The following is a 13,182-nucleotide window of genomic DNA, read 5'->3' as shown; positions in this document are numbered from 1 at the left end:
TACGGCCGTCCGGCACCCTGGCCCCCCCCGTGACCGCCTGCGCCGCGCCCGACCGCCCGTGCGGCCCGCGGGGCGACGAAGAAGTCCCGCTAGGCGCAGGGGCGGTGACGCCCAGGCGTACTGCCGCCCGGCACTCCGCCCCCCCTGACCGCCCGCGCCGCCCGCGACCGCCCGCGCCGCCCGCGACCGCCCGCGCCGCCCGCGACCACCCGCGCCGGCCTCGACCACCCGCGCCGCCCGTGACCACCCGCGCCGCCCGCGACTGTCCCCGACCACCCGCGCCGTCCCCGACCACCCGCGCCGCCCGCGCCGCCCGCGACCGTCCCCGACCACCCGCGCCGGCCTCGACCGCCCGTGCGGCCCGCGTCGGGTGGGGCGGGCGTCACGGAGGGGGATCGTGCGGCAGTCGGCCGTGTGGACGCCGGGCGATTGCCGTCCCTGCGGGCGGGGAACGATCCCGTGGTGCTCGCACCGCGGGCCGACGCTCCGTCAGCAGCCCCTCCGCAGAGGGAAACCCCTACGACCTGACGCGGCTTCTTGTCCCCGGCCCGTCCCGCGTTTGAGAATGCGCATGACAAACGTGAGGGCGACCGGAACACTTCCGGTCGCCCACGTCGTAAGAGGGGACCCCCACATGAACAAGCCTCTCCTTGCCGCGCTCTCCTCGCTGGCACTGGCCGGGCTGGGCGCGACTCCGGCGGTCGCCGCGCCGCGCACCGCCGCCGAGGCGACCGCCCCGCACCCCGCCGGGGCCGCGGTGACCGTCGACTTCGCCGGCACCGTCTCGCTCAGCAACTGCTCCGGCTCCGTCATCCGCTTCCCCAACTCCGCGGACACCGACCCCGCCCTCGTGCTGACCAACGGCCACTGCCTGGAGACCGGCTTCCCGGACCCCGGCGAGGTCATCACCGGCCAGTCCTCCAGCCGCACCTTCGGCCTGCTCAACTCCGCCGGCAGCAAGGTCGCCACGCTCCGCGCCAACCAGGTCGTGTACTCGACCATGACGGACACGGACGTCACCATCTACCGCACCACCACCACGTACGCGGCCATCAGGAGCTCGTACGGCATCAGCCCGCTGACGGTGCAGGACACCCACCCGGTCGCCGGCACCGCCATCAAGGTGGTCTCCGGCTACTGGAAGCGCATCTACAGCTGCAACATCGACGGCTTCGTGTACCGGCTGAAGGAGGGCTCCTGGACCTGGAAGGACTCGGTCCGCTACACCTCCTCCTGCGACACCATCGGCGGCACCTCCGGCTCCCCCGTGATCGACACGGCCACCGGCAAGGTCGTCGCCGTCAACAACACGGGCAACGAGGACGGCGCGCGCTGCACCGACAACAACCCCTGCGAGGTCGACGCCAACGGCACCGTGACCGTCCGCCAGGGCATCAACTACGCCCAGGAGACCTACAACATCCCGGCGTGCTTCACCACCGGCAACAAGCTCAACCTCGGCGCGGCCGGCTGCACCCTGCCCAAGCCGTGACCCGGCGGCGGGCGGTCACACCGGCGTACGCCGCACCGCCCGCCCCGCCAGCACGTCCGTCCGCTTCCCGTCCTCGATGACGAACCGGCCGTCCACCAGCACGTACGGGATCCCGGACGGCAGCCTGCGGGGCTCGGCGAAGGTGGCGCCGGGCGCGACCGTCTCCGGATCGAACAGGACCAGGTCGGCCCGGTACCCCTCGCGCACCAGCCCCCGGTCCGGCAGGCGCAGCCGGGCCGCGGGCCGGGACGTCAGACGGGCGACGCACTCCTCCAGCGTCAGCACCCCCAGCTCCCGCACGTAGTGGCCCAGGTAGCGCGGGAAGGTGCCGTAGGCGCGCGGGTGCGGCTTGCTGCCCCGCAGGATGCCGTCGGAGCCGCCGGTGTGCGCACGGTGCCGCATGATCGCGCGGACGTTCTCCTCGTGGCCCACGTGCTGGAGGACGGTCGTGCCGAGCCGGTCCCGCACCAGCAGCCGGCGGGCCGTCTCCCAGGGCGTCTCGCCGCGCAGGTCCGCCGCCTCCCGCACGGTACGGCCCACGACGTCGGCCAGGGCCGGGTCGGTGACACCGGAGATCTCCACGGTCTCCCACTCCACGGGCACGCCGTGGCAGCCGTCCGAGCCGGTGACCTCCAGGTCGTGCCGGATGCGCGCGGCCGTCGCCGGGTCGCGGAGCCGGGCCAGCACCTCCTGCGGGCCGCCCTCGCTCGCCCAGCTGGGCAGCAGCGCGGCGAGGGTGGTGCAGCCCGGGGTGTAGGGGTAGGTGTCCAGCGTGATGTCGGCGCCCGCGTCCAGGGCCCGGTCGAGCAGGTCCAGCAGCTCCGCAGCGCGGCCCTCGTTCACGCCGAAGTTCATCGTGGCGTGGGCCAGGTGCAGCGGGCAGCCCGCCGCCCGGGTCAGGGCGACCATCTCGGCGTACGCCTCCAGGGCGCCGGCGCCGTACGAGCGGTGGTGGGGGCAGTAGTAGCCGCCGTACGCGGCCACCACCCGGCACAGCTCGGTCAGTTCGGCGTCCCCGGCGTACATGCCGGGGGTGTAGGTCAGCCCGGAGGACAGCCCCACCGCGCCCTGCTCCAGCCCCTCCGCGACCAGCCGCCGCATCCGGTCCAGCTCGCCGGGGGTCGCCGCGCGGTCCTCCCAGCCGACCACGAGCGCCCGGACCGTGCCCTGCGGGACCAGGTAGGCGGCGTTCACGGCGATCCCGCGGTCGAGCCGGTCCAGGTACTCGCCGACGCTCCGCCAGTCGAAGTCGACGTCGTCGCCGTACCCGTTCCAGCCGGTGATCGCCCGGCGCACCTCCTCCAGCGTGCGGTCGTCCACCGGCGCGTACGACAGCCCGTCCTGCCCGAGCACCTCGAGCGTGACCCCCTGCGCGGCCTTCGCGCTGTGGTCCGGGTCGCGCAGCAGGGCCAGGTCGGAGTGGGCGTGCATGTCGATGAAGCCGGGGGAGAGCACCAGGCCCTCGGCGTCCAGTTCGCGCACGGCGTGCGGCCGCTGGCAGCCCGCCGCCGCGGCCTCCTTGACGATCGAGACGATCCGGCCGCCGTCGATCACGACGTCGGCGCGGTAGGAGTCCGCGCCGCTGCCGTCGACGACGTCGGCGTCCCGGATGACCAGGTCCTGCACGCGGGCCTCCTAGAAGAACGTGCGGATGTAGTCGACGACCGTCCCGTCGGCCTCGGCCACCGGGATCAGCTGCCACTTGTCGAACACCGTGCACGGGTGGGACAGCCCGAAGCCGATCCAGTCGCCGACCTCCAGGTCCGCCTCCGGGTCCGTGCGCAGCCAGGTGTGCTGGTCGGACAGGCCGGTCACCGTGACGCCGGCGGCCGGCCGCTCCTCGCCGTTCCGGCGTACCACCTGGGCGGTGGGCAGGTCCAGGTCGTGGGCCGCGTCGCGCTTGCCCGCGTTGGCGAAGGCCTGCCCGGGGGCCGGCCGGGAGACGACCTGCGCCCACAGGCGGAAGGCGGGCTCCAGGGCGCCCTCCTCGGGAACCCGGGTGAACGGGGTGAGCCTGCGGTAGTGCCCGTCGTCGTGCGAGACGTACGCGCCCGAACGCAGCAGTTTCAGCACCGGCGCGGAGAGTTCCGGCATGTCGGCGAAGACATCGGCCACCGCGTCGAACCAGGCGCTGCCGCCGGCGCTCACCACGATCTCCCCGGCCCGGTCGAACCGCCCGCTCCGGTCGAGGTCGGCGGCCAGCGCCACCAGCCGCCGCAGGTACGACCGCACGCGCTCCGGATCGGGCCGCGGCACCTCTCCCTCGTAACCCGCCACCCCCACCAGGCGCAGGGTCGGCGCCGCGGCCACGGCCGCGGCGACGGCCGCGGCCTCCGCCTCCGTGCGCACCCCCGTCCGGGCCCCTTCCCCCGCGCCCAGCTCGATCACCACGTCCACCGGGCGGGCGGCGCCCGCGAGGGCCGCGTCCATCAGCTCCACCCCGCGCACCGAGTCGACGTAGCAGACGAACCGGAACTCGGGGTCGGCGGCCAGTTCGGCGGCGGTCCAGCGCAGGGCGGCGGGGTCCGTCAGCTCGTTGGCGAGGAAGACCCGCCGGACGCCGAACGCGCGGGCGACGCGCACCTGGTGGGGCACGGCCAGCGTGATCCCCCAGGCGCCGTGCCGGAGCTGGCGGTGGAAGAGCTGCGGGGCCATGGACGTCTTGCCGTGCGGGGCGAAGGCGAGGCCGTGCCGGGCGGCGTACGCCTCCATCAGCGCGAGGTTGTGCTCCAGGCGCTCGGCGGACAGCACGAGGACGGGGGTGGTGAAGCCGTCGCCCTCCCGGAAGAGGTTGCGGCGCTGGGCGGCCAGCTCGCCGACGGTGAGGCCGGCGGCGTCCGGCGGGAGGCCCTTGAAGCGGTGGTCCACGCGTTCCTCGGCCAGGCGGGCGAGCGCTTCGGTGCTCATGGAGCCCCTCTCTCGGTGGTTGCATGCTGTGCAACAGCCATTGCATGCAGTGCTTGATGGTGTCTAGCATCTCGCCGAACACCGGGTCAACGGAACCGTCGCCCGGAAACCGACAGGAGTCATCATCGACGACGCTGCTTACGACCCTGCTGCGGCGCACCCGTGGGACACGGTGGACGTGGTCACGCTCGGCGAGTCCATGGTCACCTTCCTGCCCGGCCGGCCCGGCCGCCTCGCCGACGTGCCCTCCTTCCACCGGTCCATCGGCGGCGCCGAGTCCAACGTGGCCTGCGCACTGGCCGCGTTCGGGCACACGGCACGCTGGGTCGGCCGGATCGGCGCCGACGGCTTCGGCGACCACCTGGTGGAGCGGATCGCCGGCTACGGCGTCGACGTCCGCGCCGTGCGCCGGGACCCCGGCCGGCCCACGGGCGTGTACTTCCGCACCGCCGGGGACCGCGGGACCGGCGGGCACGAGGTGGCCTACTACCGGGCGGGCTCGGCGGCGTCGGCGATGTCGGTGCGGAACGTGGACCCGGCCGCGGTGCGGGCGGGCCGGGTGCTGCACCTGACCGGGATCACTGCCGCGCTGTCGGCGGACTGCCGGGACCTGCTGCGCGCACTGACCCGGCGTCACCCCGGACGCCCCCTGGTCTCCTTCGACGTCAACCACCGTCCGGGCCTGTGGCGGGAGTCCGGCGACGCCCACATCCTGCTGGAGCTGGCGCGGGACGCCGACATCGTGTTCGTGGGCGAGGACGAGGCGGAGGAGGCGTGGGGGCTCACCGGCGGGCCGGCCGCGATCCGCCGGGCGCTGCCCGAACCGGCGGTGCTGGTGGTCAAGCAGGGGGCGCGGGGGGCCACGGCGTTCGCACGCGGAGCCGCCGGCGACGCGGACGGGACGCAACCCCCTCCGCTTCGCGCGGGCGGTGACGCCCTCTCCGGGCTTTCCGCGGGCGGTGACGTCTGCTCCCGGCACCCGGCGGACAGTGACGCGGCATCCGGGCGTTCCGCGGGCGAGGGCGCCCTCTCCGTGCGTTCCGTGCAGGGGCCGTCCCGGGGCGGCACGGGTGAGCGACGAGAGTCTCCCCTCGCCGAAGGCAGCGGAGAGCCCGGGGCAGGCGCGCCGACGGGGCCGGGCGCGGCCACGCAGCCCCGGCCCGCACCCGCGCCGGCTGCCGCGCGGCCGGCCCGCGCGCTGCCCACCGCGGCCCCGGCCGCCTCCGTGCCCGCCCTCCGCGTCGATGTCGTGGCGGCTACCGGCGCCGGGGACGCCTTCGCCGCCGGCTTCCTCTCCGCCACCCTGCGCGGCCTGCCCCTCGCGCACCGGCTCAGACACGGGCACCTGTTCGCCGCCGCCGCCCTCACCGCCCCCGGCGACCTGGCCGCACCCCCCGCCCGCGGCCACGCCGACCGCCTCGCCGCCCTGGACGACGACGCGTGGGGGAGACTTCGACTCGGCCCCGGCTGGACACAGGCCGAGCGGGCCGAAGAGGAGGCGAACACCCCATGAGTCAGTCCGTCGATCGCGCCCTGAGCATCCTGCCGCTGCTCGCCGAGGGCCCCGCCGACCTCGGGCAGGTCGCCGGCCGCCTCGGCGTGCACAAGTCCACGGCCCTGAGGCTGCTGCGCACCCTGCACGCCCACGGCCTGGTCTACCGCCAGTCCGATCAGCGCTACCGGCTCGGCGCCCGCCTCTTCGCCCTCGCCCAGGAGGCGATGGAGAGCCTCGACGTCCGGGAGATCGCCCACCCCCACCTCGTACGGCTCAACGAGACGTGCGGGCACACCGTCCACCTCGCCGTCCACGAGGAGAACGAGGTCCTCTACATCGACAAGGTGGACAGCCGCTACCCGGTCCGCATGTACTCCCGGATCGGCAAGCCCGTCGCCATCACGGTGGCCGCCGTCGCCAAACTGCTCCTCGCCGACCTCCCCGAAGCCGAGCGCCGCGCCCTCGCGGAGAAGCTCGACTACCCCGCCTACACGCCCCGTTCGACCCCCGACGCCGAAACCTTCCTGAAGGAGCTGGCCACGGTGCGCGAACAGGGCTGGGCCACCGACCTCGGTGGCCACGAGGAGTCCATCAACTGCGTCGCGGCCCCGATCCGCGGCGCCGACGGCCGGGTGGTCGCCGCGATGTCGGTCTCCGCGCCGAACGTGGTCGTCACCGCCGACGAACTCCTCACCCTGCTCCCGCTGGTACGCCGCACGGCGGACGCGATCAGCGGGGAGTACTCCGGCAGAACACCAGTAAGGGACCCCGCATGACGGAAAAGACCGCCCTCACCCCGAAGACCCACACCACCCCGCCCGCGAAGTTCTCCCACGGCGTGCGCAAGGGCAACATCCTCCAGGTCGCCGGCCAGGTCGGCTTCCTGCCCGCCGAGGAGGGCAAGCCCCCGGCGCCGGCCGGCCCCACCCTGCGCGAGCAGACCCTCCAGACCCTCGCCAACGTCCGCGCGGTCCTGGAGGAGGGCGGCGCCACCTGGGACGACGTGATGATGATCCGCGTCTACCTGACCGACGTGGACCACTTCGCCGAGATGAACGAGATCTACAACGCCTACTTCGAGGAACAGGGCCTCACCCAGCCCCCCGCCGCCCGCACCACGGTCTACGTCGGCCTGCCGGCCGGCCTCCTCATCGAGATCGACGCGCTCGCCGTCCTGAGCTGACGTCCCCTCCCCCGCAGCACCCGCACCTCCCGCACGGCACGGCACCCCTCGGGGCGCCGTGCCGCGATCCCCCCTGCCCGAAAGCAGTATGCATTTACGTAGAGGACCCCCGAATGTCCCTTCCGTTCGCAGCGCCCGCCCCCGTCCCCGCCACCCCACCCCACACCGGGGGCCTGCTCCTCCTCCTCGACGGCACCCCCGGTCTCCTCACCGTCGCCGCCCTCGGCATAGCCCTGCTCCTCTTCCTGATCATCAAGGTCAGACTCCAGCCGTTCGTCGCCCTCCTCGCCGTGTCCACGGCCGTCGGCCTGCTGGCCGGCCTGTCGGTCACCGAACTGTTCGGCACCGTCCAGCGCTCCACCGCCGTCTCCACCATCGAGTCCGGCATGGGCGGGATCCTCGGCCACGTCGCGATCATCATCGGGCTCGGCACGATGCTCGGCGCGATCCTCGAAGTCAGCGGCGGAGCAGAGGTGCTGGCCTCGCGCCTGCTGCACCTGTTCGGCGAGCGGCGGGCCCCCCTCGCCATGGGCCTGACCGGACTGGTCTTCGGCATCCCGGTCTTCTTCGACGTCGGCATATTCGTCCTGGCCCCGATCGTCTACGCGGCGGCCAAGCGGTCCGGCCGGTCGGTCCTCCTCTACTGCCTGCCCCTCCTCGCCGGCCTGTCCATGACCCACGCCTTCCTGCCGCCGCACCCCGGCCCGGTCGCCGCCGCCGGACTGCTGCACGTCCAGCTCGGCTGGGTCATCCTCATGGGCGCCGTCTGCGGCGTCCCCGCCGTCCTGGCCGCCTGGGCGTACGCCGCCTGGATCGGCCGGCGGATCTTCGTCGCCGTCCCGCAGGACATGGTGGAGGCGGCCGAGGAGGCCAAGCGGGCCGTCGTGGCCGAACAGCGCGCCCAGGGCGTGGAACCGGGGGAGAAGCCGGTGCCGCTCGGCACGGTGCTCGCCGTCATCGGCACGCCCCTGGTGCTGATCCTCGCCGCAACCTTCTCCTCGATCGCCCTCGACCCGTCGGCGGGACGCTCGGTGCTGGAGTTCGCCGGCAACCCGTTCGTCGCCCTCACCCTCGCCCTGCTGCTGGCCTACTACCTGCTCGGCGTCCGCCGCGGCTGGTCCCGCGCGTCCCTGGAGAAGGTGTCGACGTCGTCCCTCAAGCCGGTCGGCAACATCCTGCTCGTCGTCGGCGCGGGCGGAGTCTTCGGCGCCGTGCTGAAGGCCAGCGGGGTCGCCCAGGCCCTCTCCGACACCTTCAACGGCGTGGGCCTGCCGGTGATCGTCCTGTCGTACCTGATCTCCCTCGTGCTGCGGGTCGCCCAGGGCTCGGCGACGGTGGCGATCGTGACGACGGCCGGCATCGTGGCCCCCCTGCTTGCCGAGGGCGACCACTCCCAGGCCTTCGTCGCCCTCGTCATCATGGCGATATCCGCCGGCTCCATCTTCGCCTCGCACGTCAACGACGGCGGTTTCTGGATGGTGGCGAAGTACTTCGGCATCAGCGAGCGGGACACGCTGCGGACCTGGACGGTTCTCGAATCGGTGCTGTCCGTGGCGGGGTTCGCTGCGGCCGGAGTGGTGAGCGTGTTCGTGGCCTGACTGGTTCCGGCACAGGGAAGTCGTCCATACTGCCGCCGTGGAGCAGCGCATAGGATCGAGCAGCAAGCCGTCGAAGGCGGAGCCGTCGAAGGGCGAACCGTCGGAGGGCGAGCCTCTGACGGGGGAGCCGTCGGAGGGCGAGCCTGCGAAGGGCGAGCCTGCGAAGAGGCAGCCGCCGAAGGCCGCGCCGGTGAAGACGGACCTGTCGAAGGGCGCCCCGGTGAAGGCTGTGCCGTTGAAGGCGGAGCCCGTCACGGGCGCCGGCTTCGACCCGGCCTTCGTCCCGGGGATCACCCCTCCCGCGCCGGCGGAGCCGGTGGGCGACGGGCCGGTGGCGAAGGGGCCCGTGGCGAAGGGGCCCGTGGCCAACGGGCCGGTGGCGAAGGAGGCGGTGGCGAAGGGGGCGACTGCGGAGCCGGAGCCTTCGGCGGCGGCTGCCGAGGACGCGGCCCCGGCCCCGGAACCGGAGGAGGGCGACCCGGCCGACGGCCCGGTGTTCGAGGCCTCCGACCGCCGGGCGCGGATCGTGGCCGACCGCAGGGGCGTCCGCCTCAGCCTGGACGAGGAGGCCTGCGAGTTCCGCTGGGACGAGATCACCGCGGTCGAGACGGAGTCGCCCCGCTTCGGCAAGCGGTTCACCGTCACCGTGCACACCCCGGACCGCCGCTGGTACCCGATCGAGATCGAGGCGGCGGCCAGGGCGCGCTTCAAGGAGTGGGACGAACAGCTCGACGCGGTGCTCGACGCTTACTTCGAGGAGGCCTGACCGTCAACTGCAGTACTGGGCGGCCTTCCCGATCGACCGGTACATGCAGTCGGCGTTCTCCAGCAGCTGCAACACGGCGTCCCTGTTCCGGGAGGTCTCCCGCTCGATCACCTCGTCGGGCGGGTAGAACCCGCCTCCGGAGGCGGACGCCGGATACATCTCGAAGGTGTAGTCGAAGATCTTGTGCGCACCCCAGAGGTAGTCGTCGATGGACCCGTCGGTGATGTACAGGTCACTGGACTGCTCCGCCGTGTACCCGTTGCTGGCGGCCATCTTCTGCCCCACGGCCTTGAACGCGGCGGCGTCGTCGGCGGTCATCCCGGTGGCCGTGTCGTTGTACGTCCAGCCGAACGGCCACAGCACCAGCTCGCTGTAGGTGTGGAAGTCGATGCCTGCCTTGATCTGCTGCTTCCCGCCGACGACCCGGCTGCGCACGAAGTCGGAGACGACCTTCACCTCGGGCGCCGACTCGGCGGCGGACCCGCGGTAGGTCTCGGAGGACGGTGACCCCGACGACCCTCCGCAGCAGCCCCACTTGTAGTTCCAGTTCCGGTTGAGGTCGGTGCCGACGTACGACGAACCGGAGTTGGGCTGCCGGTTCTTCCGCCATGAGCGGTACGACCCGCTGGCGATGTCGTACTCGCCGCCGTCCGGGTTCAAATCCGGCACGATCCAGATCTCGCGGCTGTCGACGAGGTTCGTGATCCGCGCGTCGGACCCGTACCCCGCGCCGAGTTCCCGCAGCAGGTACAGCGCCATCTCCACGGTCAGATGCTCGCGCGCGTGCTGATGCGCGGTGAACAGCACCTCGGGCTCACCCTCGTCGGTCCCGACGTTGTCGCTGATCTTGACGGCGACGATGTCCCGCCCCTGGTACGACTTCCCGATCACCCGCTTGCTCATGATGGACGGGTGGGCGGCGAGCCGCTGGTCGATCTCGGCGTTCATCTCCGCGTAGTTGTGGTACTTCGCGTCCGCGCCGGGGAAGTCGTAGAGCCGCGCACCGTCCCGCTGCGGGGCGGCGCCGAGGGGCTGGACGTCGTACCCCAGCCGGCGCAGCGCGCGGATCTGCTCCGCGCGCCCGGACACGACGACGGTCTCCTCGTCGGCCTCGTCCACGGTGACGCCGGTCGCCTGGATGGCCGTACGGGTCACGGGATTCGTGCGTTGGTGGATCTCGTACTGCCGGACGTCGTCACCGGAGGGCGCGCTCGCCCGGGCGCTGTCGGCACTGGCGTGGGTGGCGGTGGCCGTGACGGGCGCGGCGAGCGCGAGGGCCAGCAGGGCGCCGAGGGCGGCGGTGCGTCTGGCGCCGCGCGCGCCGGAGCCGCGGATGCGAAGTCGCATGAACTCTCCTTGGGGTGGAGGCGGGGGTGTTCGCGTGCGACGTGCGGATGCGGACCGCCGGGGGCCATGGGTGGGGCTCCCCCGTGCATCCGCCGTGCGGGTTGGCGCTCATGGTGAGGCGCTGACATGATCAGGTCAACCCTGGCGCGTACCGGTGGCCGGAACCCTCCGGCCCGCTGCCGCACCGGATCCGACGCACAGACGGGCGAGCGCGCCCTTCCGTCAGGAAGCGACGCGCTGCCGGTGTGAGGTCCGCCGGGTGCCGTGAACCGGTGCTCAGCCGCACCCGGACGGATGCGGATCAGTGGTGACGGCCGTGCCAGCCGCCGTCGCGGTGACCGCGGTAGGAGCGGTGGTCGCGGTGGTCGCGGTCGTCGTCGCCCCAGGAGGCGGTGTCGACGACGCGGCCGCGATCGTCGCGCAGGGTCGCGGTGTCGTGGTCGCGGTCCCACACCGAGTAGCGGCGGTCCTGGTACAGGTCGCTCTCGCTGTCCCGCCCGATGCCGGTGTGGACGCGGACGGTGGCGCGGCCGTCCAGCCGGTAGTGCCGGAAGGTGTAGCGGTTGCCGTCCTCGTCCGACAGCGTCCACCCGTCCAGGTCCACCGACCGGCGCCCCTCGTTCGTGACTTCCACCCACTCCCTGTTCAGGGGGCGCCTGGAGTGGTCGTACCGGGCCGACGGGCGGGACTGCACGTCGCTGATGAGCACGTGCTCGCGGTACGAGCGGTGCCAGCGGCCGTGGTCGTGGTCGGCGGCCGAGGCCGGCAGCGCGAACGCGCCGACGGCGGCGGCCGCCGCCACGGCGGCTGCGGCGACACGGCGCGCGGTCACAGAAACGGAAACGGACACGAAGTCCCCCTTCGAAGGGCTGTGCACACCCCGCGGCACGGCACTGGGGCCCCGCCGCGAGGTGCGGTGTACGAGCGGCGACCGGTCGGCCGCACGCCCACACCGTGCCGCCCTCCGCGGGCCCGGACGGTGACGGCGCGGACACCGTTACGATGCGCGGAAGTTTCCGTGACTCTAGCCTGCAATGTCCATTTACCTGCCGAATGCCGGAAATCCCCCCGCCCGCTCCGGCACCGGGCACGGCGCACCGCCCCACACCCGAAAGTGGGTAACAGGCACGGGACCGCCCTCACCTCGGGGAGCGGCTCTCCTTCACGGCCCGGAGGAAGGCGCCGAACGCGCTCACCGGGAAGGTGAGGGCACCCCGGGCCGGGACCTTGGAGTCACGTATGCCTATGCGGGTGCCCAGCTGGGCGACTTCGACGCAGTCGTTGCCCTCGCCTCCACCGGAGAAGGACGACTTCTTCCAAGGGCCGGTGGTGTTCATGCCGATCACAGCTCCTTCGCCAACTCGTGGATGAACGACCGCGATCGCTCAGGGGACAGTGCCACTTCCCGCACCCTGACAAAGAGCCTCCGGAAGTGCTCCAGCTGCGCCTCGGAGTCGATGAACGCGGTGCCGTGCGGAGCATCGCGTACCACGGTGTCCAGGCGGGGGACCGCGCCGCCCAGATGCACCATGGTGCTCCCGGCTCCTGCGAAGTCCTCCAGGGCGAACGGGATGACCCGAACGGTGACGTGGTCGGCCTCGGACGCCTCGAGGATGCGATTCAGCTGGGCCTGGGAGGCTGCTCGCCCGGCCACCCTGATGCGCAGCGCCGCCTCATGGATCACCGTCTCGTACGGGGTGGGGTCAGGGCCGTCGATGACGACCCTTCGCTTCATCCGGTGCTCCACACGGAGGGCCACCTCGCCGTCGGGGAACTCCGGGTTCATATAGGCGAAGAGGGCTCGGGCGTAGTCCTCCGTCTGCAGCAGCCCTGGTACGTGGATGACGGCCACGTCCTTGCGGAAACGCGCGTGATGGTCCAGCTCGGCCAGATCCTGATAGGCGGCCGGGAGAATGCCGCGGTACTCCTCCCACCACCCGCGTGTACGGTCCGTCGCCATGGCTGCCAAGGCGTCGATCAGGTCCTCGTCCGCGCAGGCGTAATTGGCGGCGAGTCGGCGCACGCGTTGTTCGCTCACCCCTGCGATGCCGGACTCGATCTGGCTCATCTGCACCGAGTTCGTCCCGAGCAGGGCCGCCGCCTCGGTCGCCTTGAGCCCGGCAGCCTCGCGAAGCCTCCGGAGCTCGGTCCCCAGCCGCACTTGGCGTGCTGTGGGATTCCGTCGTGCCGGCACGGCGTCCCCTCTCCTCAACGGCCTTGCCGAGGCAACTCGTTAGGGGCAAGGCTACGCGACCCGCTTGCAGCGACTGAAATTTATGCCCTACCGTCAGTGACGCATCGCACACGCTGCGGAAGCGCACCGCGTCGTCCTGCCATGACGGCCGCGGCACTGCCACCGCGCCCGAGAACCCTTTCCCCCTCATGCCGAACGGA

12 protein-coding genes are annotated in these 13,182 nt (G+C 72.8%); 6 read left to right on the top strand and 6 right to left on the bottom strand.

The annotated features are described in order from the left end of the window. Positions 1-634 precede the first annotated feature (634 nt). Positions 635-1,492 carry a serine protease gene (locus tag ABZ261_RS15495; RefSeq protein WP_356859288.1) on the top strand — a complete coding sequence of 286 codons (858 nt, stop codon included), beginning with the start codon at positions 635-637 and terminating at the stop codon, positions 1,490-1,492. A 15-nt stretch (positions 1,493-1,507) separates the two neighbouring features. On the opposite strand, the gene ABZ261_RS15490 is transcribed toward ABZ261_RS15495, so the two are convergent. Further along, complete coding sequence (locus ABZ261_RS15490) at positions 1,508-3,118, bottom strand: D-aminoacylase (RefSeq protein WP_356859286.1); 1,611 nt, start codon at positions 3,116-3,118, stop codon at positions 1,508-1,510. A gap of 9 nt (positions 3,119-3,127) precedes the next feature. Continuing rightward, positions 3,128-4,399 carry an amino acid deaminase gene (locus tag ABZ261_RS15485; protein ID WP_356859284.1) on the bottom strand — a complete coding sequence of 424 codons (1,272 nt, stop codon included), beginning with the start codon at positions 4,397-4,399 and terminating at the stop codon, positions 3,128-3,130. Positions 4,400-4,571: 172 nt separating this feature from the next. On the opposite strand from ABZ261_RS15485, the gene ABZ261_RS15480 reads away from it, so the two are divergent. The 5 genes from ABZ261_RS15480 (at position 4,572) to ABZ261_RS15460 (ending at position 9,441) form a co-directional block, all read left to right on the top strand. Continuing rightward, on the top strand, positions 4,572-5,912 hold the full coding sequence (locus ABZ261_RS15480) for a sugar kinase (RefSeq protein WP_356859282.1): 1,341 nt from the start codon (positions 4,572-4,574) through the stop codon (positions 5,910-5,912). After that, positions 5,909-6,670 (top strand): IclR family transcriptional regulator, encoded by a 762-nt coding sequence (locus ABZ261_RS15475; protein WP_356859280.1) that lies wholly within the window; start codon positions 5,909-5,911, stop codon positions 6,668-6,670. The genes ABZ261_RS15480 and ABZ261_RS15475 overlap by 4 nt, the downstream gene beginning before the upstream one ends. Next, positions 6,667-7,077, top strand: coding sequence for a RidA family protein (locus ABZ261_RS15470; protein WP_356859278.1), 411 nt, complete (start codon positions 6,667-6,669; stop codon positions 7,075-7,077). The genes ABZ261_RS15475 and ABZ261_RS15470 overlap by 4 nt, the downstream gene beginning before the upstream one ends. Before the next feature lie 113 nt (positions 7,078-7,190). After that, positions 7,191-8,675: a gluconate:H+ symporter gene (locus ABZ261_RS15465; protein WP_356859276.1), complete on the top strand. Its 1,485-nt coding sequence runs from the start codon at positions 7,191-7,193 to the stop codon at positions 8,673-8,675. A gap of 37 nt (positions 8,676-8,712) precedes the next feature. Further along, positions 8,713-9,441, top strand: coding sequence for a hypothetical protein (locus tag ABZ261_RS15460; RefSeq protein WP_356859274.1), 729 nt, complete (start codon positions 8,713-8,715; stop codon positions 9,439-9,441). Positions 9,442-9,444: 3 nt separating this feature from the next. On the opposite strand, the gene ABZ261_RS15455 is transcribed toward ABZ261_RS15460, so the two are convergent. From ABZ261_RS15455 to ABZ261_RS15440, 4 genes are all read right to left on the bottom strand, one after another. Next, positions 9,445-10,788, bottom strand: a complete 1,344-nt coding sequence (locus tag ABZ261_RS15455; protein ID WP_356859272.1) for a M14 family metallopeptidase — start codon at positions 10,786-10,788, stop codon at positions 9,445-9,447. A gap of 301 nt (positions 10,789-11,089) precedes the next feature. Next, on the bottom strand, positions 11,090-11,638 hold the full coding sequence (locus ABZ261_RS15450) for a lamin tail domain-containing protein (protein WP_356859270.1): 549 nt from the start codon (positions 11,636-11,638) through the stop codon (positions 11,090-11,092). A gap of 289 nt (positions 11,639-11,927) precedes the next feature. Next, entirely contained in the window at positions 11,928-12,125 is a 198-nt protein-coding gene (locus ABZ261_RS15445; RefSeq protein WP_356859268.1) for a DUF397 domain-containing protein, read from the bottom strand. 5 nt (positions 12,126-12,130) lie between these two features. After that, positions 12,131-12,982: a helix-turn-helix transcriptional regulator gene (locus ABZ261_RS15440; protein ID WP_356859266.1), complete on the bottom strand. Its 852-nt coding sequence runs from the start codon at positions 12,980-12,982 to the stop codon at positions 12,131-12,133. Positions 12,983-13,182: the final 200 nt, after the last annotated feature.

This window comes from Streptomyces sp. NPDC006193 (genome assembly GCF_040613915.1).
Taxonomy (GTDB): domain Bacteria; phylum Actinomycetota; class Actinomycetes; order Streptomycetales; family Streptomycetaceae; genus Streptomyces.
The sequence above is the reverse complement of the archived record's forward strand: the minus strand, read 5'-3'. Positions and strand labels throughout refer to the sequence as shown.

Coding starts and splice junctions, on each gene's coding strand:
- ABZ261_RS15445 (WP_356859268.1), bottom strand. CDS start 12,125: ATGAACACCACCGGCCCTTGGAAGAAGTCGTCCTTCTCCGGTGGAGGC.
- ABZ261_RS15485 (WP_356859284.1), bottom strand. CDS start 4,399: ATGAGCACCGAAGCGCTCGCCCGCCTGGCCGAGGAACGCGTGGACCAC.
- ABZ261_RS15495 (WP_356859288.1), top strand. CDS start 635: ATGAACAAGCCTCTCCTTGCCGCGCTCTCCTCGCTGGCACTGGCCGGG.
- ABZ261_RS15465 (WP_356859276.1), top strand. CDS start 7,191: ATGTCCCTTCCGTTCGCAGCGCCCGCCCCCGTCCCCGCCACCCCACCC.
- ABZ261_RS15470 (WP_356859278.1), top strand. CDS start 6,667: ATGACGGAAAAGACCGCCCTCACCCCGAAGACCCACACCACCCCGCCC.
- ABZ261_RS15475 (WP_356859280.1), top strand. CDS start 5,909: ATGAGTCAGTCCGTCGATCGCGCCCTGAGCATCCTGCCGCTGCTCGCC.
- ABZ261_RS15455 (WP_356859272.1), bottom strand. CDS start 10,788: ATGCGACTTCGCATCCGCGGCTCCGGCGCGCGCGGCGCCAGACGCACC.